Origin of the sequence: Solirubrobacter soli DSM 22325 (assembly GCF_000423665.1) — a bacterium.
GTDB lineage: Bacteria > Actinomycetota > Thermoleophilia > Solirubrobacterales > Solirubrobacteraceae > Solirubrobacter > Solirubrobacter soli.
In genome coordinates this window covers 751,766-772,729 of sequence record NZ_AUIK01000001.1, presented here as the reverse complement: position 1 = coordinate 772,729, position 20,964 = coordinate 751,766, and the positions used below count along the sequence as shown (strand labels likewise).

The 20,964-nt window shown below is 71.7% G+C and carries 19 protein-coding genes; 14 read left to right on the top strand and 5 right to left on the bottom strand.

The features are described from left to right. Nucleotides 1-17: 17 nt before the first annotated feature. Nucleotides 18-869: an alpha/beta hydrolase gene (locus G569_RS0103555; protein WP_028062398.1), complete on the top strand. Its 852-nt coding sequence runs from the start codon at nucleotides 18-20 to the stop codon at nucleotides 867-869. Here G569_RS0103555 and G569_RS0103550 read toward each other — a convergent pair. Beyond that, nucleotides 854-1,621, bottom strand: a complete 768-nt coding sequence (locus tag G569_RS0103550; protein ID WP_028062397.1) for an SDR family NAD(P)-dependent oxidoreductase — start codon at nucleotides 1,619-1,621, stop codon at nucleotides 854-856. The two genes, G569_RS0103555 and G569_RS0103550, sit on opposite strands and share 16 nt — an antisense overlap. After that, nucleotides 1,605-1,979, bottom strand: coding sequence for a hypothetical protein (locus tag G569_RS45255; RefSeq protein ID WP_037494261.1), 375 nt, complete (start codon nucleotides 1,977-1,979; stop codon nucleotides 1,605-1,607). The genes G569_RS0103550 and G569_RS45255 overlap by 17 nt, the downstream gene beginning before the upstream one ends. Before the next feature lie 27 nt (nucleotides 1,980-2,006). Between G569_RS45255 and G569_RS0103540 the strand changes: the two genes are divergently transcribed. From G569_RS0103540 to G569_RS0103490, 11 genes are all read left to right on the top strand, one after another. Next, nucleotides 2,007-2,828 carry an LLM class F420-dependent oxidoreductase gene (locus G569_RS0103540; RefSeq protein WP_028062396.1) on the top strand — a complete coding sequence of 274 codons (822 nt, stop codon included), beginning with the start codon at nucleotides 2,007-2,009 and terminating at the stop codon, nucleotides 2,826-2,828. 14 nt (nucleotides 2,829-2,842) lie between these two features. Then, nucleotides 2,843-3,145, top strand: a complete 303-nt coding sequence (locus G569_RS0103535; RefSeq protein WP_028062395.1) for an EthD family reductase — start codon at nucleotides 2,843-2,845, stop codon at nucleotides 3,143-3,145. A gap of 86 nt (nucleotides 3,146-3,231) precedes the next feature. Beyond that, complete coding sequence (gene hpaE, locus G569_RS0103530) at nucleotides 3,232-4,719, top strand: 5-carboxymethyl-2-hydroxymuconate semialdehyde dehydrogenase (RefSeq protein WP_028062394.1); 1,488 nt, start codon at nucleotides 3,232-3,234, stop codon at nucleotides 4,717-4,719. A 6-nt stretch (nucleotides 4,720-4,725) separates the two neighbouring features. After that, a complete protein-coding gene (hpaD, locus tag G569_RS0103525) occupies nucleotides 4,726-5,763 on the top strand; it encodes a 3,4-dihydroxyphenylacetate 2,3-dioxygenase (protein ID WP_211232900.1) in 1,038 nt (345 codons plus the stop codon). A 128-nt stretch (nucleotides 5,764-5,891) separates the two neighbouring features. Continuing rightward, a complete protein-coding gene (locus tag G569_RS0103520; protein WP_028062392.1) occupies nucleotides 5,892-7,415 on the top strand; it encodes a sugar ABC transporter ATP-binding protein in 1,524 nt (507 codons plus the stop codon). 1 nt (nucleotide 7,416) lies between these two features. Beyond that, nucleotides 7,417-9,531: an ABC transporter permease gene (locus tag G569_RS0103515; RefSeq protein ID WP_028062391.1), complete on the top strand. Its 2,115-nt coding sequence runs from the start codon at nucleotides 7,417-7,419 to the stop codon at nucleotides 9,529-9,531. A gap of 47 nt (nucleotides 9,532-9,578) precedes the next feature. Continuing rightward, nucleotides 9,579-10,907, top strand: a complete 1,329-nt coding sequence (locus G569_RS0103510; protein WP_028062390.1) for a substrate-binding domain-containing protein — start codon at nucleotides 9,579-9,581, stop codon at nucleotides 10,905-10,907. A 2-nt stretch (nucleotides 10,908-10,909) separates the two neighbouring features. Further along, nucleotides 10,910-11,356 (top strand): nuclear transport factor 2 family protein, encoded by a 447-nt coding sequence (locus G569_RS62195; RefSeq protein WP_053225782.1) that lies wholly within the window; start codon nucleotides 10,910-10,912, stop codon nucleotides 11,354-11,356. Next, on the top strand, nucleotides 11,353-13,245 hold the full coding sequence (locus G569_RS0103500) for a flavin-containing monooxygenase (RefSeq protein WP_028062389.1): 1,893 nt from the start codon (nucleotides 11,353-11,355) through the stop codon (nucleotides 13,243-13,245). The genes G569_RS62195 and G569_RS0103500 overlap by 4 nt, the downstream gene beginning before the upstream one ends. Beyond that, complete coding sequence (locus G569_RS0103495; protein WP_028062388.1) at nucleotides 13,245-14,246, top strand: dihydroxyacetone kinase subunit DhaK; 1,002 nt, start codon at nucleotides 13,245-13,247, stop codon at nucleotides 14,244-14,246. Before G569_RS0103500 ends, G569_RS0103495 begins: the two co-directional genes overlap by 1 nt. Next, nucleotides 14,240-14,803: a DAK2 domain-containing protein gene (locus G569_RS0103490; RefSeq protein WP_053225781.1), complete on the top strand. Its 564-nt coding sequence runs from the start codon at nucleotides 14,240-14,242 to the stop codon at nucleotides 14,801-14,803. Before G569_RS0103495 ends, G569_RS0103490 begins: the two co-directional genes overlap by 7 nt. On the opposite strand, the gene G569_RS45245 is transcribed toward G569_RS0103490, so the two are convergent. Further along, nucleotides 14,800-15,414 carry a TetR/AcrR family transcriptional regulator gene (locus G569_RS45245; protein WP_211232899.1) on the bottom strand — a complete coding sequence of 205 codons (615 nt, stop codon included), beginning with the start codon at nucleotides 15,412-15,414 and terminating at the stop codon, nucleotides 14,800-14,802. The two genes, G569_RS0103490 and G569_RS45245, sit on opposite strands and share 4 nt — an antisense overlap. Before the next feature lie 110 nt (nucleotides 15,415-15,524). Between G569_RS45245 and G569_RS0103480 the strand changes: the two genes are divergently transcribed. Together G569_RS0103480 and G569_RS0103475 are read left to right on the top strand one after the other, a co-directional pair. Beyond that, a complete protein-coding gene (locus G569_RS0103480) occupies nucleotides 15,525-16,877 on the top strand; it encodes an FAD-binding oxidoreductase (protein ID WP_037494615.1) in 1,353 nt (450 codons plus the stop codon). A gap of 9 nt (nucleotides 16,878-16,886) precedes the next feature. Further along, complete coding sequence (locus G569_RS0103475) at nucleotides 16,887-17,675, top strand: macro domain-containing protein (protein WP_028062385.1); 789 nt, start codon at nucleotides 16,887-16,889, stop codon at nucleotides 17,673-17,675. Here G569_RS0103475 and G569_RS45240 read toward each other — a convergent pair. Together G569_RS45240 and G569_RS0103465 are read right to left on the bottom strand one after the other, a co-directional pair. Then, entirely contained in the window at nucleotides 17,651-20,464 is a 2,814-nt protein-coding gene (locus tag G569_RS45240) for an AfsR/SARP family transcriptional regulator (RefSeq protein ID WP_053225780.1), read from the bottom strand. The genes G569_RS0103475 and G569_RS45240 overlap by 25 nt on opposite strands. A gap of 3 nt (nucleotides 20,465-20,467) precedes the next feature. Beyond that, nucleotides 20,468-20,947 (bottom strand): GNAT family N-acetyltransferase, encoded by a 480-nt coding sequence (locus G569_RS0103465; RefSeq protein WP_028062384.1) that lies wholly within the window; start codon nucleotides 20,945-20,947, stop codon nucleotides 20,468-20,470. Between the last annotated feature and the right edge of the window lie 17 nt (nucleotides 20,948-20,964).

The following is a 20,964-nucleotide window of genomic DNA, read 5'->3' as shown; positions in this document are numbered from 1 at the left end:
ATAGCATTTGATACACGATGCCACTTGACGATCCGACGAAAGCACTGCTGGACGAGCTCGCCGGCGGCGACGAGGAGCTCACGGTCGAGGGAATGCGGGCGTTCGGGATCGAGATGGCGCGCCGCTGGGGCGAGGGTCCCGACATGGCGCGCGTGGTGCGACATGGCGCCACGATCGAGCTCGTCCCGCACGGCGAGTCGCGCGCACTGATCGTCTTCTTCCATGGCGGCGGCTGGGTGGCCGGCGCGCCTGGCGAGATCGAGACGCTCGGCCAGGTCCTCGCCGATCGTGCGCGCTGCACCGTCGTGCTCCCCGGCTACCGGCTCGCACCCGAGCACCCGTTCCCGGCAGCGGTCGAAGACGCGGTGGCGGCGGTCCGATGGGCGGCCGAGCGCGCCGCCGGGCTGCCGTTGATCGTCGCCGGCGACAGCGCGGGTGGGAACCTGGCCGCCGTCGTCGCACAGCGGACGGACGGGCCCGCCATCGCGCTCCAGGTCCTGATCGAGCCCGTGACCGACACCGACACGGAGACCGCGTCGTACCTGGACCCGGAGAACCAGTTGGTCGTGACCCGCGAGCTCATGCAGTGGTTCCTGGGGCACTATGCGCCGGACCCGACGCTCGCGCCGCTGCGGGCGCCGAACCTCGCCGGCGCGCCCCCCGCGGTCGTGCTCACCGCCGAGCACGACGTGCTGCGCGACGAGGGCGAGGCCTATGTCGCGCGCCTGCGCGAGGCCGGGGTCGACGTCTCGCACAAGCGCTTCGAGGGCCAGATGCATGGCTTCTTCGGGATGATCGGCGTGCTGCCCGGGAGCGCCGCCGGGCTCGAGTACGTCGTCGACGCGATCGACCGCTACTGCGCGGTGTAGCCGCCGTCCACGACGAGGGTCGAGCCGGTCGCGAACGTCGACCGCTCGCTGGCCAGGAAGAGCACCGCGTCGGCGATCTCATCCGGCCGCGCGAGTCGCCCGTTGGGGTGGCCGTGGCGTACGGGCGCGTCGGCGAACGGGTCGTCCTTGAAGTGGTCGAGCGACGCGTTCATCGGTGTGGCCACGGTCCCCGGCGAGACGGCGTTGACGCGGATGCCCGAGGTCGCGTACTCGAGCGCGGCGGTGCGGGTCATCCCGATCACGCCGTGCTTGGCCGTCGTGTACGGGCTCGCACCGGGCGCGCCGACCAGGCCGGCGGCCGACGAGGTGTTGACGATCACGCCACCGCGTCGCGCGTACATGTGGCGCAGCTGCGCCCGCATGCACAGCCAGACGCCCTTGAGGTTGACCCCGATCACGCGGTCCCAGTGGTCCTCCGGGGTCTCGTGGAACCAGTTGAAGGGCTCGATCACGCCCGCGTTGTTGAACGCGACGTCGATCTGCCCGTGCTCGACGGCGACCTCGTCGTGGGCGTCGTCGACCTCGCCGCTGTCACTGACGTCGATGACGTGCGTGGTCGCGCGCCCGCCCGCGGCGCTGATCTCCTCGCGCGCGGAGCGCAGGCCGCCGGCGTCGCGATCGACGAGCGCGAGCGCCGCGCCCTCGCGCGCGAAGGCGATCGCCGTCGCGCGGCCGATCCCGGACGCCGCGCCGGTGACCAGGACGACCTTCCCCTCAAGCCCGAGGTCCACGGCGCTCTCCCAGTGGCAGCAGGTTCCAGGATGCGAACCGGACGCCGTCCCACCAGCCCGGCAGCGGCAACTCGCCCTCGTCGTCGTCCTTCATGTCGCCGTAGGAGTCCGCCGAGCCCATCCCGGCGCGTTCGAGCTCGGCGACCGCCTCGCGCGGGTCGCCGTCGATCTCGTAGACGCAGATGAACCGGTGCGGGAGCACGTCCCCGCCGACCACCGGCTCGAGCTGGAAGCGCTGCGCCGACCGGAACCCCTTGACCGACAGGATCTCGTCCAGGTGCGCGTCGTACCAGTGATTGAAGTCCGCGTCCGAGACTCCAGACGGCGGCTGTGCGACGACAATGTGCAGTCCGTCCATAAGTGAAATCCTATACGATCTTGCCGCATGTGGAATGGGCGGGTCGGGGTGTGGAGTCGCGAGCTGCGGTTCAGCCGCGATCGGGGGGACGCGCGCGACGCGGCGGCCGAGCTCGAGGAGCTCGGCTACGGCGCGCTGTGGATCCCGGACGTCGGCGGCGACGTGTTCGGGGCGTGCCAGGAGCTGCTCGCCGCGACGCGTTCGATCCGGCTGCTCACCGGCATCCTCAACATCTGGATGCACGACGCGCGCGCGGTCGCGGCGGGTTCCGCGAGGCTGGGCGAGCGCTTCACCCTCGGGCTCGGCGCGAGCCACGACGCGGTCGTCGGCGAGCGCTACGCAAGGCCGCTGTCGGCGATGCGCGCGTACCTCGACGAGCTGGACGCCCTGGGCGCCCACACCCGCCTGCTGGCCGCGCTCGGGCCGAAGATGCTCGAACTCTCACGCGATCGCGCCGCCGGCGCGCACCCGTACCTCGTGACGGTCGAGCACACGCGGACGGCGCGCGAGATCCTCGGTCCCGGCCGCGTGCTGGGCGTCGAGCAGGGGGTCGTGCTGGCGAGCGACCGCGGTCCGGCCCGCGCGCACGTGGCCGCGTACCTCGAGTTGCCCAACTACGTCGCCAACCTGCGTCGCCTCGGGTTCGGCGACGCGGACTTCGCCGACGGCGGCAGCGACGCGCTCGTCGACGCGCTCGTCGCCTGGGGCGACGAGGAGGCGATCGCCGCGCGGGTGCGGGCGCAGCTCGACGCGGGCGCGGACCACGTCTGCATCCAGGTGATCGACGCGGTCGACGACATGCCGCCGCGCGAAGCCTGGCGCCGGCTCGCTCCGGCAGTGATCGTATAGGTTTTCCGATTACGATGATCAAGCTCACCGTCCTGTACGGCCACCCGACGGACCCCGCGCACTTCGAGAAGCACTTCGACGAGGTGCATGTCCCGCTCGTCGAGAAGATGCCGAACCTGCGCCGCTTCGAGAAGGCGCTCGTCGTCGCCACGCCCGACGGCAGCCCGCCCCCGTATTACCGCGTCGTCGAGCTCTACTTCGACAGCGAACAGGAGCTGCAGGCGTCGATGGCGACGCCCGAGGGTCAGGCGCCGGGCGAGGACGTGCCGAACTACGCGACCGGTGGCGCGACCGTGCTCATCGCCGTGGTTGACTGAATCGATCAGAAAAGATATATGATCTGGCCGACATGGAGATCGGTCAACGGAACGCAGTGGATCAGCAGGCGGTCGAGCGGGAGCGGATGCCGCTTCAGCGCCACCTGATCGACGGGCGCTTCACCGAGAGTCTCGACGGGACGACGTTCATCGCGCTGGACCCGACCACCAATCGGCCGCTGGCCGAGGTCGCCGATGGCAAGAGCGCCGACGTCGATGCCGCGGTCTGCGCTGCCCGCCGCGCCTTCGACGAGGGGATCTGGCCGCGCCTGAGCGTCGCCGAGCGGGCGAAGACGCTGCGCCGGATCGCCACCACGCTGCGCGACCACGCGCAGGAGCTCATCGAGCTCGAGGTACGCGACATCGGCATGCCGATCGCGCAGATGCACGGCCTCGCCGCCCGCTCGGCCGAGAACTTCGACTACTACGCCGGCGTCATCACCGAGCTGCACGGCCGCTCGTTCCAGGTCGGCGACCAGTTCCTCAACTACACGATCCACAAGCCCGTCGGCGTCGCCGGGCTGATCATGCCCTGGAACGCGCCGCTGATGCTGTCGACGTGGCGGATCGCGCCCGCGCTCGCCGCGGGCAACACGGTCGTCCTCAAGCCGGCCGAGTGGTCGCCGCTGACCGCCACCCGCCTCGCCGAGCTGCTCGGCGAGGCCGGCCTGCCCGACGGCGTGTTCAACATGGTCCACGGCTTCGGCGAGACGGCGGGCGCGCCGCTGTCGAGTCACCCGGGCGTCAACCTCATCTGCTTCACCGGCGAGTCGACCACCGGCGCCACGATCATGGCCGCCGGCGCCCCGACGCTGAAGCGCTCGAGCATCGAGCTCGGCGGCAAGTCGCCGGTCGTGGTGTTCGCCGATGCCGACCCCGAGTTGGCCGTCGATGCCGCCGTGGCCCAGATCTTCACGATGAACGGCCAGCGCTGCACGGCCGGCTCGCGCCTGCTGGTCGAGCGGCCCCTCTATGACGACGTCGTCGGCGCGATCGCCGAGCGCGCGCGGAACATCCGCGTGGGCGACCCGTTCGACCCGCGCACCGAGCTCGGGCCGCTGATCCACCCCGAGCACTACGAGCGCGTGCTCGCCTACATCGCGTCCGCCCGCGAGGAGGGCGCGACGGTGCTGGCCGGCGGCGACCGCCCCGAGCACCTGCCGGACGGCAACTACCTCAAGGCCACGGTCATCGGCGACGTCACCGAGACGATGCGCGTCTTCCGCGAGGAGATCTTCGGCCCCGTGCTCGTCGCCACGCCGTTCGACGGCGAGGACGAGGCGATCCGGCTGGCCAACGCCACCCAGTACGGCCTCGCCGCCTACGTCTGGACCAACGACATCCGGCGCGCGCACCGGGTCGCGCACGCGATCGACACCGGGATGTGCTGGATCAACTCACAGAACGTCCGCGATCTGCGCACGCCCTTCGGCGGCGTGAAAGCCTCGGGCATCGGGCGCGAGGGCGGCGACTACGCGTTCGAGTTCTACTGCGACGTCGAGATCGTCCACGTGGCGCTCGGCAGCCACCCCATCCCCAGGCTCGGCCTCGCCGGGCCCGATCAGGAGGACTGACGGGTCGTGTCCCTCACCATCACCGAGTTGCTCGAGGCGCGATCCGGCCCCTTGCCGTTCGACATCCTGCGGGCGGCCTACGTCGAGTTGCACGTCTCGGACCTCGAGGCCTCGCGGCGCTTCTACGTCGACCTGCTCGGCCTCGTGGTGAGCGCCGAGACCGACGACGCGCTCTACCTGCGCGGGTGGGAGGAGCGGCTGCACCACTCGATCGTGCTGCGCCAGGCCGACGAGGCCGCCGCGGCCCGCCTCGGCTTCCGTATGCGCGAGGACGCCGATCTCGACGCGCTCGCGCGAGCCCTCGAGGATCTGGGTTCCACGGTCTGGTGGGTGGACGGCGCGCTGCCGCAGATGGGTCGCGCGCTGCGCGCGCAGGACCCGTTCGGCTTCCCGCTCGAGTTCTTCCACGAGATCGGCCAGGTCGACTCCCAGCTGCAGCGCTTCGACCTGCAGCGCGGCGCGCCGATCATGCGGATCGACCACTTCAACCTCCACAGCCCCGCGATGGAGGAGACGTTCGCGTTCTGGCAGCAGCTCGGCTTCCGCTGCTCGGAGTACATCTCCACCGACGGCGACCCCGCCGACGAGCGACTGGCCGGCGCGTGGCTGTACCGCAAGCCCGGCGTGCACGACGTGGCGCTGACGCTCGGCCGTGGGCCGCGCCTGCACCACGTCGGCGTGTGGGTGGCCGAACCCGGCGGGGTGCTGCGCACCTGCGACCAGCTGGCCGCCGCGGGCGCCGCCTCGGCGATCGAGCGCGGGCCCGGCCGCCACGGTGTCTCCAACGCCTTCTTCGTCTACCTGCGCGACCCGGACGGCCACCGCATCGAGCTCTACGCGTGTGACTACTACACGGGCGATCCCGACCACCGGCCGCTGCGCTGGTCGGTCGCGGACCCGCGCTGCCGCTCGTTCTGGGGCGCCGTCGCGCCGGACAGCTGGTACGAGGAATCGACCGAGCTCCTGGGTGCCGACGGCCGGCTCGTCCCGACGATGGCCGCGAGCCTCGACGAGCGGCAGGCGCGCACCCAGGTCATGGCGTGAGAATCTTTCACCCAAAACATATATGATCTGGCAAAATGATCTTGCGGCTTTCTAGCCGCCCCGGATCAGAGGGAGCGAGGAGGGCAGTGAACACCGCACGAACAGAGCGGTTGAGCGGCGGCCCGGCCGTGACCGAGGCAACGCTCCTCCGCGTCAGCAACGTCGCGAAGGCGTTCGGTGCGACCCAGGCGGTGCGCGACGCGTCGTTCGAGCTGCGCGCGGGCGAGGTGCTCGCGCTGGTCGGCGAGAACGGCTGCGGCAAGTCGACGATGGTCAAGATCCTGAGCGGCGTCCACCTGCCCGACGCGGGCGAGATCGCGCTCGACGGCGAGGTCATCGCGCCGATGTCGACGCCGCAGCAGGCCCAGCGGCGCGGCATCGTCACCGTCTTCCAGGAGGTGCTCGTCGCGGAGTCGTGCTCCGTGCTCGACAACGTCTGGCTCGGCATCGACGACACCTGGCGTACTCGCGTGTCGGCGCGCGAGAAGCGCGCCCGCGCCCGTGAGGTGCTCGGTGAGCTGCTCGGCCGCGACGTCGACCTCGGCATGGCCGCCGAGGAGCTCTCGCTGTCGGACCGCCAGGCCTGCGGCATCGTCCGCGCGCTCCTGCGCGACCCGAAGATCCTGATCCTCGACGAGGCGACCTCCGCGCTGGACGTCGCCACGCGCGACCGCCTGTTCGCCATGGTCGGCGCGCTCTCGCGCCAGGGCGTCGGCGTGATCTTCATCACCCACCGGATGGACGAGATCGAGAAGATCGGCGACCGCATCACCGTGATGCGCTCGGGCTCCACGGTGGGCGACCTGGACCGCGGGCACTGGACCCACCAGCAGCTCGTGCGCCTGATGACCGGCGCGGACGCGCTCGGCAGCGAGGAGCAGGAGCGGTTGGCGCCCGTCGCCAAGCGCCGCGGCGACGTCGTGCTGAGCGTCCGGGGACTCCAGCTGCGCCCGGACGGGCAGCCGATCGACCTCGAGGTCCACGCTGGCGAGCTGATCGGCCTGGCGGGCCTGGAAGGCCACGGCGGCAACACGTTCCTCGAGGCGCTGCGCGGCGGCGTGGTGACCGAGGGCGAGGTCGTCCGCCACCTCGACGGCCGCGAGGCCGTCATCGGCTCGCCCGCCGACGCGGCCGACCACGACATCGCCTACGTCCCCCGCGAGCGCCGCCTGGACGCCGTGTTCAGCTGGATGTCGATCCGCGAGAACTTCGCGCTGCCGACGCTCGGCCGCGACGCGCGCTTCGGCCTCGTGCGGACGCGCTCGTCGCGCCGGCGCCTCGCCTCGTACGTCAACCGGCTCGGCATCGTGCTCGGCTCCCCCGAGCACTCGATCACGACCCTATCGGGCGGCAACCAGCAGAAGGTGATCATCGCGCGCTGGCTGGCGTATGGGCCGCGCGTCCTGCTGCTCAACGACCCCACCCGCGGGATCGACATCGGCGCCAAGAACGACCTGTACGCGCTGTTCGGCGCGCTCGCCGCGGAAGGGCTCGCGGTGGTGATGCTGTCGACCGAGCTTGACGAGCACGTCGAGTTGATGGATCGCGTCCTGGTCTTCCGCGAGCACGAGCTGTTCAAGGAGTTCGACCGCGCGCAGGTCACGCGCGAGCGGCTCGTCTCCGCGTTCTTCGGCGAGCAGGACGAGGCCTGAGGTGGCGAACGTGAAGATGGAGCCCGCGCTGGAAACCGGGTCCGCGGTCGCGGCCGAGCCGGCCGCAGCGCGCACGACCAAGCAGCGGCTGACCCACCTCGCCCAGCACAACAGCTACGGCTTCGCCGCGCTGCTGATGGTCGTCGTGCTCGTCGCGACGCTGATCAAGGACAGCGGCAACTTCGGCGTCTCCGACCAGCTCGCGATCGCCGCGCCGATGATCCTCGCGGCGATGGCGAGCGCGCCGTCGATCATCGGCCGCGGCTTCGACCTCTCGATCTCGCCGCTGCTGGTCTTCTGCGGCGCCGTGTATGTCGTGTGGCTGGCGCCGCACGGCCTCGGGGGTGCCATCGCGGTGCCGATCGTCCTCGGCGTCGGCGCGCTCGCGGGCCTGATCACCGGCCTGATCATCACGCTGCTGCGGATCCAGGCGGTCGTGGTGACGCTCGGCATGTACTTCGCCCTGCAGGGCGTGAACCTGCTCATCGCCCCGAACCCGACGTCCTTGGGCGAAGGTGACCGGTGGATCTACCACCTGGCGGGCAAGGTCGGGCCGATCCCGGGCGCCGTCTTCACGATCGGTGTCCCGCTCCTGATCTGGTACGGGCTCAAGCGCGTTCCCTTCCGCGGGCTCCTCTACGCGGTCGGCTCCAATGACGCGACCGCGTTCTCCAGTGGCGTCAATGTCACCGCGGTCCGCGTCGGGAGCTACGCCCTCGGCGGCCTGTTCGCCGGCTTCGGCGGGCTCGCGCTCACGGCGCTCGTGCGGTCGACGAACGCCTCGACCTCGACGCAGTACGCGCTGATCGCGATCGCGGCGGTCGTCCTCGGCGGCACGTCGCTGGCGGGCGGTCGCGGCGGCCTGATCGGCGTCGCGTTCGGCGCCTTCACGATCTACCTCTTCCAGAACCTGCTCTCGAGCTTCGAGATCAACCCCGCGTGGCTGCAGATCGTCTACGGCGCGATCCTGATCGTCGCCGTCGTCATCCAGGGTGCGCTGGTTCCCGAGACGGGGATCGGCGGCCTGAAGGCGAAACGGATGCCGGTGCTCCACCGCCGCAACCGCGGCCGGACGGGGCTGGAGCTGTCGACGATGGAGATCGGTCCCGTCGGGAGCGGCGAGACGGCGGTCGCCGCCGAGCGCGCCGGCCTGTGGGCGACGCTCGTCCGCATCCAGCAGCGGTTCCCGCTGATCCAGCTCGTGGCGCTCGCGGTGGTGTTCGCGGTCGGCGTGATCACCCTGCCGGGTCTCGGCTCGTGGGTGAGCATCCGCTCGATCCTCGTGCTCGCCGCGCTCGTCGGGCTCGCCTCCTGCGGCCAGACGCTGCTGATCCTGATGGGCGGCTTCGACCTCTCGGTCTCCGGGTTCATCGTCGCGGGCGGCCTGACGGTCACGGCGCTGAACCTGAAGTACGGCATCAACTTCGCCACGGCGCTCGCGCTCGCGCTCGCGACGGCCACGGTCCTCGGCGGCTTCGCGGGTTACATCTGCCACCGCTTCCGGATCAACCCGCTCGTCGTGACCCTGGCGATGGGGTCGTTGGTCATCGGCCTCGTCAAGGTGCAGATCGGCGAGCAGGCCAACGGCTATCCGACCGAGTGGATGCAGCAGCTCGCGATGCCGGTGACCAAGACGTTCGGCATCGGCATCCCGCCCGCCGTCTCGATCTGGGTCGTGGTGATCGTGCTGTTCGCGATCTTCCTGCACCGCACGCGGCTGGGCCGCAACCTGTTCGCGACCGGGGCGAATCCGCGCGCGGCGGACTACGCCCTGATCAACACGCGCCGCGTCTGGATGGCGGCGTTCGCGTTCAGCGCCGTCACCTCGACGCTCGTCGGCATCCTGATCGGCGGCTTCGCCGGCCAGGTCGTCGACACCGGCGGTGACGCGTACCTGTTCCAGAGCGTCGTCGCGGTCATCGTCGGCGGGACCATCTTCGGTGGCCCCGGCGACTACACGCGCACCGCGATCGGCGCGGTCTTCATCACCGTGCTCATCACCGTCCTCGTCGGGCACGGCGCCAGCAAGGCGGTCGAATTCATCGTCTACGGCGGAATCATCCTCGTCGCCGTCGCCATCTATGGCCGCGAGCGGAGGCTTCGCGACCGCGTCTGAGCGGTCGCGTTGGAGGACGGCAACCATCAATGGGGGAGAGGAGTGCAGTGAGCGAGAATGCGCAGAAGCGCTGGCGCGTGGCGTTGGTGAGCCTCGTGGCCGCGGCCGCACTGACGGTGGCCGCCTGTGGGAGCGACAGCGGCAGCGATGGTGACAAGGCCACCTCCTCGGGGAGCCAGAAGCAGTCCCTGAAGGAGATCAACGTCAAGCCCACCGGGCCCGCCGCGGTCAAGGTCGGCACGAACTGTGGTGACACCGTTCCGGTCGGGCCCAAGAACAAGGAGGGCGAGGCCTTCCAGTCGATGTCCCCGCGCCTGCAGGGCATCTACGGCAGCTATCCGGAAGAGGTCGTCATCAGCCCGTGGGCCACCAAGGAGATCACGGCCAAGCCCCCGTGGAAGATCGGCTACATCACGATCGGCATCTCCAACCAGTACCAGAACAACGTCCTCAAGCAGCTCAAGGAGGAGTTCGCGGCGGCCAAGGCGAAGGGCCTGGTCGAGGGCGACCTGGTCACCAACATCCCGCCGACCCTCGCGCAATCGACGCCGGAGAGCCAGATCTCGGCGATGAAGCAGATGGCCCGTCAGGGCGTCGACGCGATCATCGTCAACCCCGCGGACTCGGTCGCCGAGTCGGCCACGATGGAACAGCTCGGTGAGCAGGGCGTGCCGATCATCCTCGCCGACGTCCCGCCCGCCCCGGGCTCGAAGTACCAGACGTCGACGTGGACCCAGAACCAGGTCGAGGCCGACGCCGGCACGCTGGGCATCATCAAGAAGGGCAACATCCTGATCGTCCGCGGCATCGCCGGCAATCAGAACGACAAGGTCCTCTACAACCAGAAGGTCCAGGACCTCAAGAACTGCCCGGACATCAAGGTCGCCTCGGTGCTGTACGGCAACTGGGACAACGGCACCGTCAAGCAGGTCGTGTCGCAGTACCTGGCGGCGCACCCGCAGCCGATCGACGGCGTCCTGCAGGACGGCGGCATGTTCGCCGGCGTCGTCCAGGCGTTCGAGTCGCGCGGCATCAAGGTCCCGCCGGTCGGCGTCGAGCAGTGCTACGCGGGCGATCTGTCGTGGTGGCTGAAGAACATGGACCACTACGAGACGGTCGGCGGCTGCATCAACGGCCTCCAGGGCGGCTACGTGTACTTCAACGCGGCGCTGCGGATCCTGGCCAACAAGAAGCCGAAATACAACCTGCTGTCGATGCCCGCCGTGGCCATCGACAACACGAACCTGAAGGCCTACGCCCAGCCGGGTCTCCCGCTCACGTCCGACCTCGAGCTCCCGGGCCCGAAGACCGCGTGGTGCGACGACAAGTGCCTGGACGAGTACTTCCACGAGCCGGGTCCGGCGGAGGCGAAGTAGCCGTGTCGGCCGAGCTCGACGACCTCCGCGCGCGGGTGCGCGTCCTCGAGGACCGGGAGGAGATCCGCCAGCTCCTCCAGGAGTACCGGCGAACACTGGACGCCCGCGACATGCGGGCGTACTCCGCCTTGTTCGCCGCCGAGGGCTCATGGAGCGGGAAGTCGGGCTCGGCCACAGGGCCGGACGGGATCCACGACATGCTCGTCGCGGTGCTGCCGGACAACCCGCCGGCACCGGGGTCCACGCTGTGGCACTGGATCGGCGATCCGACGATCGTGGTCGACGGCGACCGTGCCACGGCGAGCAGCCTGTGGATGCACGTGCGTCGCGGCGACGACGACCGCCCACTGCTCCCGACGTTGGGCGGCTACGAGGACGAGCTGATCCGGGAGGACGGGCGCTGGCGCTTCCTGCGCCGGACGGTCAGCCCGTTGGTGCCCGCCGTATGACCGCGGCGGTGACGGTCGCGTTCAGCGACGAACAGATCGAACGCGCCGTCGCCCACGCCGAGCCGATGGTGCTCCGCGGCCTCCTCTACCAGCTCACGGGCGACGAGGAGGCCGCGGCGACGCGGGTCACGGTCGATCCCGCGGGCTTCCAGACGTTCATGATGGTGGCGTCGGAGGAGGACGCGGCGCTGCTGCGGGCGAAGGCCGCCGCGTTGCTGCGGCGGATTCGCGACTCGGGTCCCGTGGACATCGGGCCGGAGGAACGGCTGCGACGGAGCATCCCGCTGGTGTTGGGAGAGGAGCTCTCCGACGCCGAGTACGAGTACTGCCGCGAGGAACTCGGGCTCGATCCGTGGGCTCGTGCGCTCGCTTGGACCCCGCCGGCCGAGCTCGGCTTCTCGGTCACGGTCATCGGCGCCGGGTTCGGTGGGCTCGACGCGGCGGTGATGCTCAAGCGCGCCGGCATCCCGTACACCGTGATCGAGAAGGACTCGGGCGTCGGCGGTACGTGGTGGGAGACGCGCTATCCCGGCGCGCGGGTGGACACGCCGAGTCGCGCCTACACCCACATCTTCGGCGCGCAGTTCCCCTATTCGAGCCCGTTCTGCGGGGCCGCGGAGAACCGGCGCTACTTCGATTGGGTCGCCGACGAGTTCGGGGTGCGCGAGGACATCCAGTTCGACACCGAGGTCCTCGCCCTCACCTGGGACGAGACGGCGGCGGAGTGGGAGATCGAGGTCGACGGCCCAGGCGGGCGCCGGACGCTGCGCTCCAACGCGGTCATCACCGCGGTGGGCTTCCTCAACCGCCCGCGGGTCCCGTCGATCGAGGGCATGGACTCCTTTGGAGGCCGGTCGTGGCACACGTCGCGCTGGCCCGACGACGCCGACGTCGCGGGCAAGCGCGTGGCGGTCGTCGGCACGGGCTGCACCGGCTACCAGCTGATCCCTGAGCTCGCGCTCGTGACCGAGCACGTGGTGGCGTTCCAGCGCACCGCGCAGTGGCTGTTCGGCGTCAAGGGCTACCTCTCGCCGTTCGAGGAGGAGGTCCCGTGGCTGGACCGCCACCTCCCGTACTACACGAACTTCATGCGGCTGCGCATGTTCGGCACCGGCAAGGCCTTCATGCGCATGACGGAGGTCGACCCGGGCTTCGACGACCCGTACGCGGTCAGCGCGCGCAACAAGGTGGTGCGCGAGGCGTCTTTGTCGTTCCTGCACAGCAAGGTCGCCGACCCGGAGCTGCGGGAGAAGATGACCCCGCCGCACCCGCCGTGGTCGGCGCGCGCCGTGGTGGTCGACACCGACTACAACGTGCTCGACGCGATCCAACGCGATGACGTGACGCTGGTGACGAGCGGCATCCGGAGGATCACGCCCACCGGGATCGAGGACGGCGACGGCGTCCATCACGAGGTCGACGCGATCGTCTACGCGACCGGGTTCCACGCCTCCGAGTACCTGTATCCGATGCAGGTCACCGGCGTCGGCGGCATCACGCTCGACCGGCTGTGGGAGGTCGGCGGCGCCCGCGCGCACCGGTTCTGCATGTACCCCGGCTTCCCGAACCTGTGGTCGGTCTATGGGCCGAACACCAACGGCGTCCTCGGGCCCGCGACGTTCCACGACTTCGTCGTCCGCTACGCGATCGAGTGCATGCACCGGCTGATCGAGGGCGGCGCGCGGGCGATCGAGCCGCGGCGCGAGGCCTACGACCGCTTCAACGAGGACGTCGACGCCCGCAACGCGCGCAAGGTCTGGAGCGACCCGCGGGCGCACAACTACTACTGGACCGAGCACGGGCGCTCAGCCGTCATGTGCCCGTTCAACAGTCCCGAGATCTTCCATCTTCTGCGCCACCCGGCGTTCGACGAGCTCGAGGTTCGATGATGCGACGGCAGTTCGTGAACGACCCGCACGACTACGTGCGGGAGGCACTGGCGGGCTTCGAGCGCGCCAACGCGGGTCTGGTGCGGTGGGACCGCGCGGGCGACTTCGTGGCCCGCGCGCAGCCGGCCGCGGCGGGGAAGGTCGGCCTGCTCTCCGGCGGCGGGTCCGGGCACGAGCCACTGCACAGCGGCTACGTGGGCGTCGGGATGCTCGACGCGTCGGTCCCGGGCGCGATCTTCTCCAGCCCGACGGCGGCGCAGTTCGAGGCGGCGACGCGCGCGATCGACGGCGGCGCCGGCGTCCTGCACATCCTCAAGAACTACACCGGTGACAAGCTCAACGCGGGGCTCGCGGCCGAGCTCGCCGCCGAGGACGGCATCGCGGTCGAGCAGGTGGTCGTCGACGACGACCTCGCCACCGACTTCGAGGACGACCGCGCCCCCGGCCGCCGCGGCACCGCGGCCGTGATCGCCGTCGAGAAGATCTGCGGCGCCGCGGCGGAACGCGGGGCCTCGCTGGCGGACCTGGCGGCCCTGGGCCGGCGGGTCGCCGACGGGTCGCGGTCGCTCGCCGTCGCGCTCTCCGCCTGCGCGCACCCCGGCGAGTCGCGGGCGTCGTTCGAGCTCGGCGACGACGAGGTCGAGTTCGGGGTCGGCATCCACGGCGAGCGCGGCATCGAACGGCGTCCGTTCGCGTCGGCCGACGAGCTGGCGGGTCAGCTCGTCGAGCCCCTCGCCGACGCTCTTGGGTTGGCCGACGGCGAGTCGGTCCTGGTGATCGTCAACGGCCTCGGTGCGACCCACGGGCTGGAACTGCAGGTGGTTTTCGCCGAAGTGGCGCGGCGGCTCGACGCGCGCGGTGTGGTGACCGCGCGAGCGCTCGTGGGCAGCTACCTGACCGCGCTGGACATGGCCGGCTGCAGCGTCACGCTCGTCCGGATGGACGCCGAGACGCTCGCGCTCTGGGACGCGCCGGTCCGCACGCCCGCGCTGACATGGTGAACGCGCGGGAGTGGGTCGAGCGCTTCCTCGACGCCGCCGAGGCGGAGGCGGACGCGCTCGGCGAGCTCGACCGCCTCGCCGGCGACGGCGACTTCGGCGCCAGCGTCCGGACAGCGGTGCGCAGCACCCGCCGCGGCCTTGGCGACGCCCCGCCGTTCGCGGCGCTGTCGACCGCGTACCTCGGCACCGGCGGCACGAGCGGCCCGTTGTACGGGATGTTCTTCCGCGCCCTGGCCAAGGCAGCCGGTGACGCTTCGGAGCTCGACCTGGCGACGCTGGCGGACGGCGTCGGCGCCGGCGTAGCCTCCGTCCGCCGGCTCGGCGGCGCGCAGGTGGGCGAACGGACGATGGTCGACGCCCTCCAGCCCGCGGCGGACGCCCTGGCGGCGGGCGAGGGTCTGGACGCCGCCGCCCGCGCCGCCCGCGCGGGCGCCGACGCGACGGCCGACCTGGTCGCGCGGCGCGGCCGCGCGACCTACGTCGGTGACGCGGCCGCCGGCGTCGTCGACCCCGGAGCCGCGCTCGTGGCGCTGTTCTTCGAAGCCGCGGCGGGCTAGAGCCGCCGCTCGATCGCGGTCCGCGCGCGGCGCAGCGGCTCGTCCGTGCGCATGACGACGTACTGCGCGTTGGCGAGGAGCAGCGCCGACTCGATCTCGAACGCGAGCTGGGCCGGCTCCTCTTCAGCGCCGATGGTGCCGTCGGCCTGCGCCTCGCGGATCGCGTCCTCGAGGCGGGCGATCCAGTCGCCGAGGAACGCCACGAGCGCGTCGCGGACCGGGCCCGGCTGCATGTCGACCTCGGCGAGGGCGGAGGCGAAGAAGCAGCCGCCGGGGAACGTGTCGGCCTCGACATAGGCGAGGTACCCGGCGGTCAAGGCTCGCAGCCGTTCGCCCCCGGTCGTGGCGGAGGCGGCGGGCTCGACGACCCGGGCCGTGAAGATCTCGCGCGCGGCCTCGAACGTCGCGAGCTGGAGCTCCTCCTTGGAGCCGAAGTGGGCGAACAGGCCGCCCTTGCTCATCCCGACGGCGTCCGCGAGGCGCGCGATCGAGAGGCCGCCGAGCCCTTCGACGGTGGCGAGCCTCGCCGCCTGCTCGAGGATCAGCGCGCGGGTGCGTTCGCCGTCGCTGCGGCGGCGACGCCCGTCTCGGATGCCCTCGGTGGAGGCCAATGTGCTTGACAAGTTATCACGAACGGTCGTACGATCTAACACCCAAAACGAACGGTCGTAATAACTAGGCCGATCGGAACGCTCCCCAAGCGAAGGAGAAGCACTTGACCGTGCTGTCCAACCACGCCTACGTGCGTGCCCTGCGCGATCGTGTCGCGGGAACCGTCCTCTCACCCCAGGACGACGGGTATGACGCCGCGCGCGCCGTCTACAACGGCCTCGTCGACCGGCGCCCCGCGCTGATCGTCCGGGCGCGCAGCAGCCGGGACGTCGTCGAGGCGCTCCGGCTCGCCCGCGACGCCGGCCTGGAGGTCTCCGTCCGCGGCGGCGGGCACAACGTCGCCGGCCGCGCCGTGTCCGACGGTGGGCTGATGATCAGCCTCGCCGACATGCGCGCCGTGAAGGTCGATGCCGGCGCGCGGACGGCGACCGTCCAGGGCGGCGCGACGTGGGCCGACGTCAACGCCGCCACGCAACCGCACGGGCTCGCGGTGACCGGCGGCGTCGTCTCGACCACCGGCGTCGCCGGCCTGACGCTCGGAGGCGGGCTCGGCTGGCTGATGGCCAAGCACGGGCTCGCGGCGGACAACCTGGAGTCCGTCGAGCTCGTCACCGCCGCTGGCGAGGTTCTGCAGGTCGGCGCGGACACGCATCCCGACCTGTTCTGGGCGTTGCGCGGAGGCGGCGGGAACTTCGGCGTCGCGACCGCGCTCACGTATCGCCTGCATCGCGTGGGAACGGTCACCGGCGGCCTGATCGCCCACCCGCTGGACGCCGCGCCGGAGCTGCTGCGTTTCTACCGCGACGCCGTCGCCGGCGCGCCCGACGACCTGACCGTGTTCGCGGGGCTGATCCACGCCCCCGACGGCGCCAAGCTCGCCGCGCTCGTCGTGTTCCACACCGGCGACCCGGAGACCGCCAAGCGCGAGCTCGAGCCGTTCACCGGCTTCGGCTCGCCGGCGATGGTCCAGGTCGGTGAGCTGCCCTACGAGACGATGAACACGCTCCTGGACGCCGGCTACCCGGATGGCTCGCTCAACTATTGGCGCGCCAGCTTCACCCGCGGGCTTCCCGACGCGCTGATCGACGCGGCGGTGGAGCACTTCAAGCGCGCCCCGTCTCCGATGAGCGCGATCCTGCTCGAGCACTTCCACGGCGCCGTCACCCGCATCGGCGCCACGGACACCGCCGTCCCGCACCGCGAGCCCGGCTGGAACCTGTTCCTCCCGACCGTGTGGACCGACCCGGACACGACGGACGCGAACATCCGCTGGACCCGCGACACCCACGCGGCGCTCGCGCCGCACCTTGCCGACCGCCGCTGGCTCAACTACCTCGCCGACGACGAGGCGGGCGACGCGATCCGCGCCGCCTACGGCCCCAACTACGAGCGCCTCCGGCAGGTCAAGCGCCGGTACGACCCCGCCAACGTGTTCCACGGCAACCACAACATCACGCCGTAGATTGCGGGTGTGAGCATCGAGCTCGAGCGCGGAGACATCACGACGGCGCAGGCGGACGCGATCGTCTGCGGCGCCGGCGGCGCGCTCGAGCAGGCGCTCCGGCGCGCCGGCGGGCCGCGCCTCGAGCAGGCGATGGCGCTGATCAAGCGGCCGGGCGTCACCCACGCCGGCGACTTGCACGCCCGCTTCGTCATCCACACTGTCGTCCCCACGCTCGAGGAGCGGCTGGGCGCGACCTACCAGGCGGTGTTCGGCCAGGCGGCGGCACTGGGCGTGTCGAGCATCGCGCTTCCCGCCCTCGGCGCCGCGTTCCACCCGTACCGCGTGGCGAAGGTCGCGTTCGACGCGGCCGTCGAGTCACGGATCCCCGACATCCGCTTCTGGCTGCACGACGACGACACGTTCCACTCGTTCGACCAGGCGCGGCTGTTCCGCACCCCGCCGCTACGGGCCGCCCGACGCACGGATTGGAAGACCGAGCCCGACCCTCCGCTGCGGCCGCTCGCCTTCGAGACGCACCTCGACGCCCCCGCCGCCGCGACCCTCGCGCTCGGCACCGTCCCGGAGGAGATGGAGAACAAGTGGTTCGTCTTCCAGGAGGGCGACACCGTGAACCTGTACCGCTCCTGGACCGGCATCCTCGTCTTCCGCCTCACCGTGACCGACGGTCGCCTGCACGACGTCCAGTTCAACGAGAGCCAGTTCAAGGGCACCGACGAGCAGGCCGCCGAGAGCCTGGGCCACCTCGTCAGCTGGCTCGCCGGCCGCGGCGATCAGAGAGCGTCGCCGGCGTCGTAGGCCGCGGCGAGCACGGACGCGCGGTCCGCGCGAGCGCCCGCCGCCTCCTCGGCCTCCCAGGCCGCCGCCCCGAGCCGCGCGCGTGCCGGCGCGAGGAAGCGGGCTTCGAGGCGCTCGGCGATCAGCGGGTCATGCCAATCGGCCGATGAGACGCGGGCCGCACCCAGAAGCCGCGCAGCGAGCCGGTCGCGCCCGGCGCACGCGGCGAGCACCGCGAAGCCGCTGAGCGGTTCGAAGATCGTGAAGTCGTAGCCGTGCCGGTCGGCGATCCGGAGTTGCCGGGTGAACGCCTGCGCCGCGCGGGGGAGGTCGCCGACGAAGAGCGCGGCCAGGCCGGCGTTCCCTTCCGCGAGCGTGACCAGGAACGGGTCGGCGGGTTCCGAGGCGACGTCCAACGCCTCGGCGCAGAGCCGCGCGGCGGTCGCCGGGTCGTCGTGGAAGAGGGCGGTGTAGGCAAGGCTCGCCAGCAGCCGCCCGAGCTTGCGCTCGTGGCCGGCGGCCCGATGGGCGTCCAGCGCGACGCCGCCGAGCGCGAGGGCCTCGTCGAGGGTCGGCGCCATCATCGCCCGGATCTCGATCGCGTTCAGTCGCGTCTGCGCGTCGGTCGCGAGCCGCTCGGCCTCTCCGGCAAGATCGTAGGCCTCGGTCACGCGGTGGCGCCGGAGCCTCAGGAACGCGAGCGCGCACAGGCCGGCGGCGCGATCGGACGGGCCGCCGATCGCCAGGCTCTCGTTCACGGCCGCCTCGGCCTGTCCGATGTCGCCGACGCTGGCGATCTGCTCCGAGTAGGCGTTCAGCGCCCGCGTCCGGACGGACACCGGGACGTCGTCGCCCTCGAGCGCGAGGGCGGCCTGGAGCCAGCGCGCGGCGTCGGTGCGCAGCTCGCGTGCCCGCCAGTACGGGTGCAGCGCGGTGGCGAGCCGCAGCGCGACCTCCGTGTCGCGGTTCTCGATCGCCCAACTCAGCGCTCCGCGGAAGTTGTCCACCTCGACGTCGTGTCGCGCGAGCAGCCCCGACGCGCCGGTGCGGTCGATCTCGCCCGCGGCCTGCTCGGCGACGCCGAGGAAGTACGCGCAGTGGCGCGCGCGGACGGCGCCTCCGTCGACCAGCCGCGCGAGCGCGAACTCCCGGATCGTCTCGAGCAGGGTGAGCCGGCCGTCCCGCGCGACGACCAGGTTCTTGGCGACGAGCGCGTCGAGCACCTCGAGCGCGGCTCCGCTCACGGTCTCGGCCGCCTCGAGCGTGCACCCGCCGGCGAAGACGGCGAGCGCGGTCACCGCGGATCGCTCCCGGGCGGAGGCGAGATCGAAGCTCCACGCGATCGTCGTCGCCAGCGTGCGCTGGCGTTCGGGGGCGTCGCGGGCGCCGGGTCCGAGGACGTCGAGGCCCTCCCGCAGGCGCGCGGCGAGGCCGCCGACGGACAGCGCGCCGATCCGGCCGGCGGCCAGCTCGATCGCGAGCGGCAGGCCGTCGAGCCGCCGGCAGATCTCGTCCGCCGCTCCGGCGTCCGTCACGACCTGATCACGCGCCTCGACGAGCGTCGTGAACTGCTCCACCGCGGCGTGCAGCGTCAGCGGCTCGAGCCGGAAGATCCGCTCCGAACGCACCCGCAGCGGTTCGCGGCTGGTCACGAGCACCGTCACCCGCGGGCACGACTCGATCAGGTGCGCGACCAGTGGCGCCGCGTCGAGCAGGTGCTCGAAGTTGTCGAGCACGAGCAGCAGCTCGCGGCGTTCGAGCTCGCGGACCAGCGCGGCTCCGGCGTCCTCCCCCGGGATCAGCGCGATCGCGAGCTGCCGGACGATCGCGGACGCGACCTCCGCACCGTCGCTGGTGCCGGCGAGCGACACGAGATCCGCGCCGTCCGGATGCGTCGCGGCGCCGGCGCGAGCGGCCTCGACGGCCAGCCGGGTCTTGCCGACTCCGCCCGGCCCGACGACCGTGACGAGCGAGTGCCGCGCCAACAGCGAGCCGAGCCGTTCGAGATCCGTGTCGCGGCCCACCGTGGGCGTCGGCGGCCGCGGGACGCGCGCCTTCCCCGGCTCGGCCGGGGCGCCGGCCTCGTCGGCGAGGACGCGCCGCTCGAGCTCGCGCAACTCGGCGCTCGGCTCGATGCCGAGCGTCTCGACGAGCGTCCGGCGCGCGTCGCGATAGACGGCCAGCGCGTCGGCGTGGCGTCCGCTGCGCGACAGCGCGAGCATCAGCTGGCGGTAGCCGGTCTCGCGCAGCGGCTCGTCGGCGACGCGCCGGCGCAGCTCGGGCACGAGCTCGCGATGCCGCCCCGCGGCCAGGTCGGCCTCCGCGCACGCCTCGACGGCCGCGAGCCGGAGCTCTTCGAGCCGCGCGATCTCCGGCTGGGCGAAACCCTCACCGGCGAAGTCCGCAAGCGCCGGTCCGCGCCACAGCGCCAGCGCCTCGCGCAGCTGCGTCGCCGCGACGCCCGCGCGGCCCGTCCGCAGCGTCTCCGCACCCGCGCGGTACAGCCGCTCGAAGCGGATCGCGTCGATCGCGTCCGGCGCCACGCGCAGGACGTAGCCCGCGTCGGTCGTGACCAGCACCCCCGGGTCGGCCAGCGCCGCCCGCAGCCGCGAGACGTACACCTGGATCGTCTTGGCCGCCGCGGCCGAGGCGTCCTCGCCCCAGAGCCCGATCGCGAGCTGCTCCCCGCTGACGGGCTCGCCGGCGTGCAGGACGAGCAGCGCCAGCACGGCACGCTGCCGCGCTCCGGTGACGGTCAGCGCGTGGCCGTCCCGGCGAACCTCGAGTGTGCCCAGGACCAGGAACTCCAAGCGCTACCCGAGGTCGAGCTTCCAGTCGTTGCATGGCGACCAGACACCCTTCGGGAACTCGAAGTCGACCTCGCCCAGCAGTGTGAAGCCGCACTTGCGGCAGATCGCGTTGGAGGGGCCGTTCCCCGGCACCGGGAACGCGTGGACGACGCGGGGGCCGTCGCTCGCCCGCGCGGACTCAAGCGCGAGCCGTGTCCCTTCGGTCGCCACACCTTGCCCCTGGAACCCCGGCAGAACCGACCAGCCGATCTCGTAGATGGTCTCGCCCTGCCACTCGTGCTCCCAGTAACCGACCCACCCGGCCGGCACGCCGTCGACGACGATCTTGAAGGCGGTCGGGGTGGCGACGTAGCGGGCGTGGCGCTCGACGATCTTGTCGGGGTCCTCGGGGCCGCCGAGGTACTCCGTCATCGCGGGGTCGCCGAGCAACGCCTGCACGAGTGGCAGGTCGTCCTCGGTCCAGGGATCCAGGCGAACGGTCATCGCCGCGTATTGTCCGC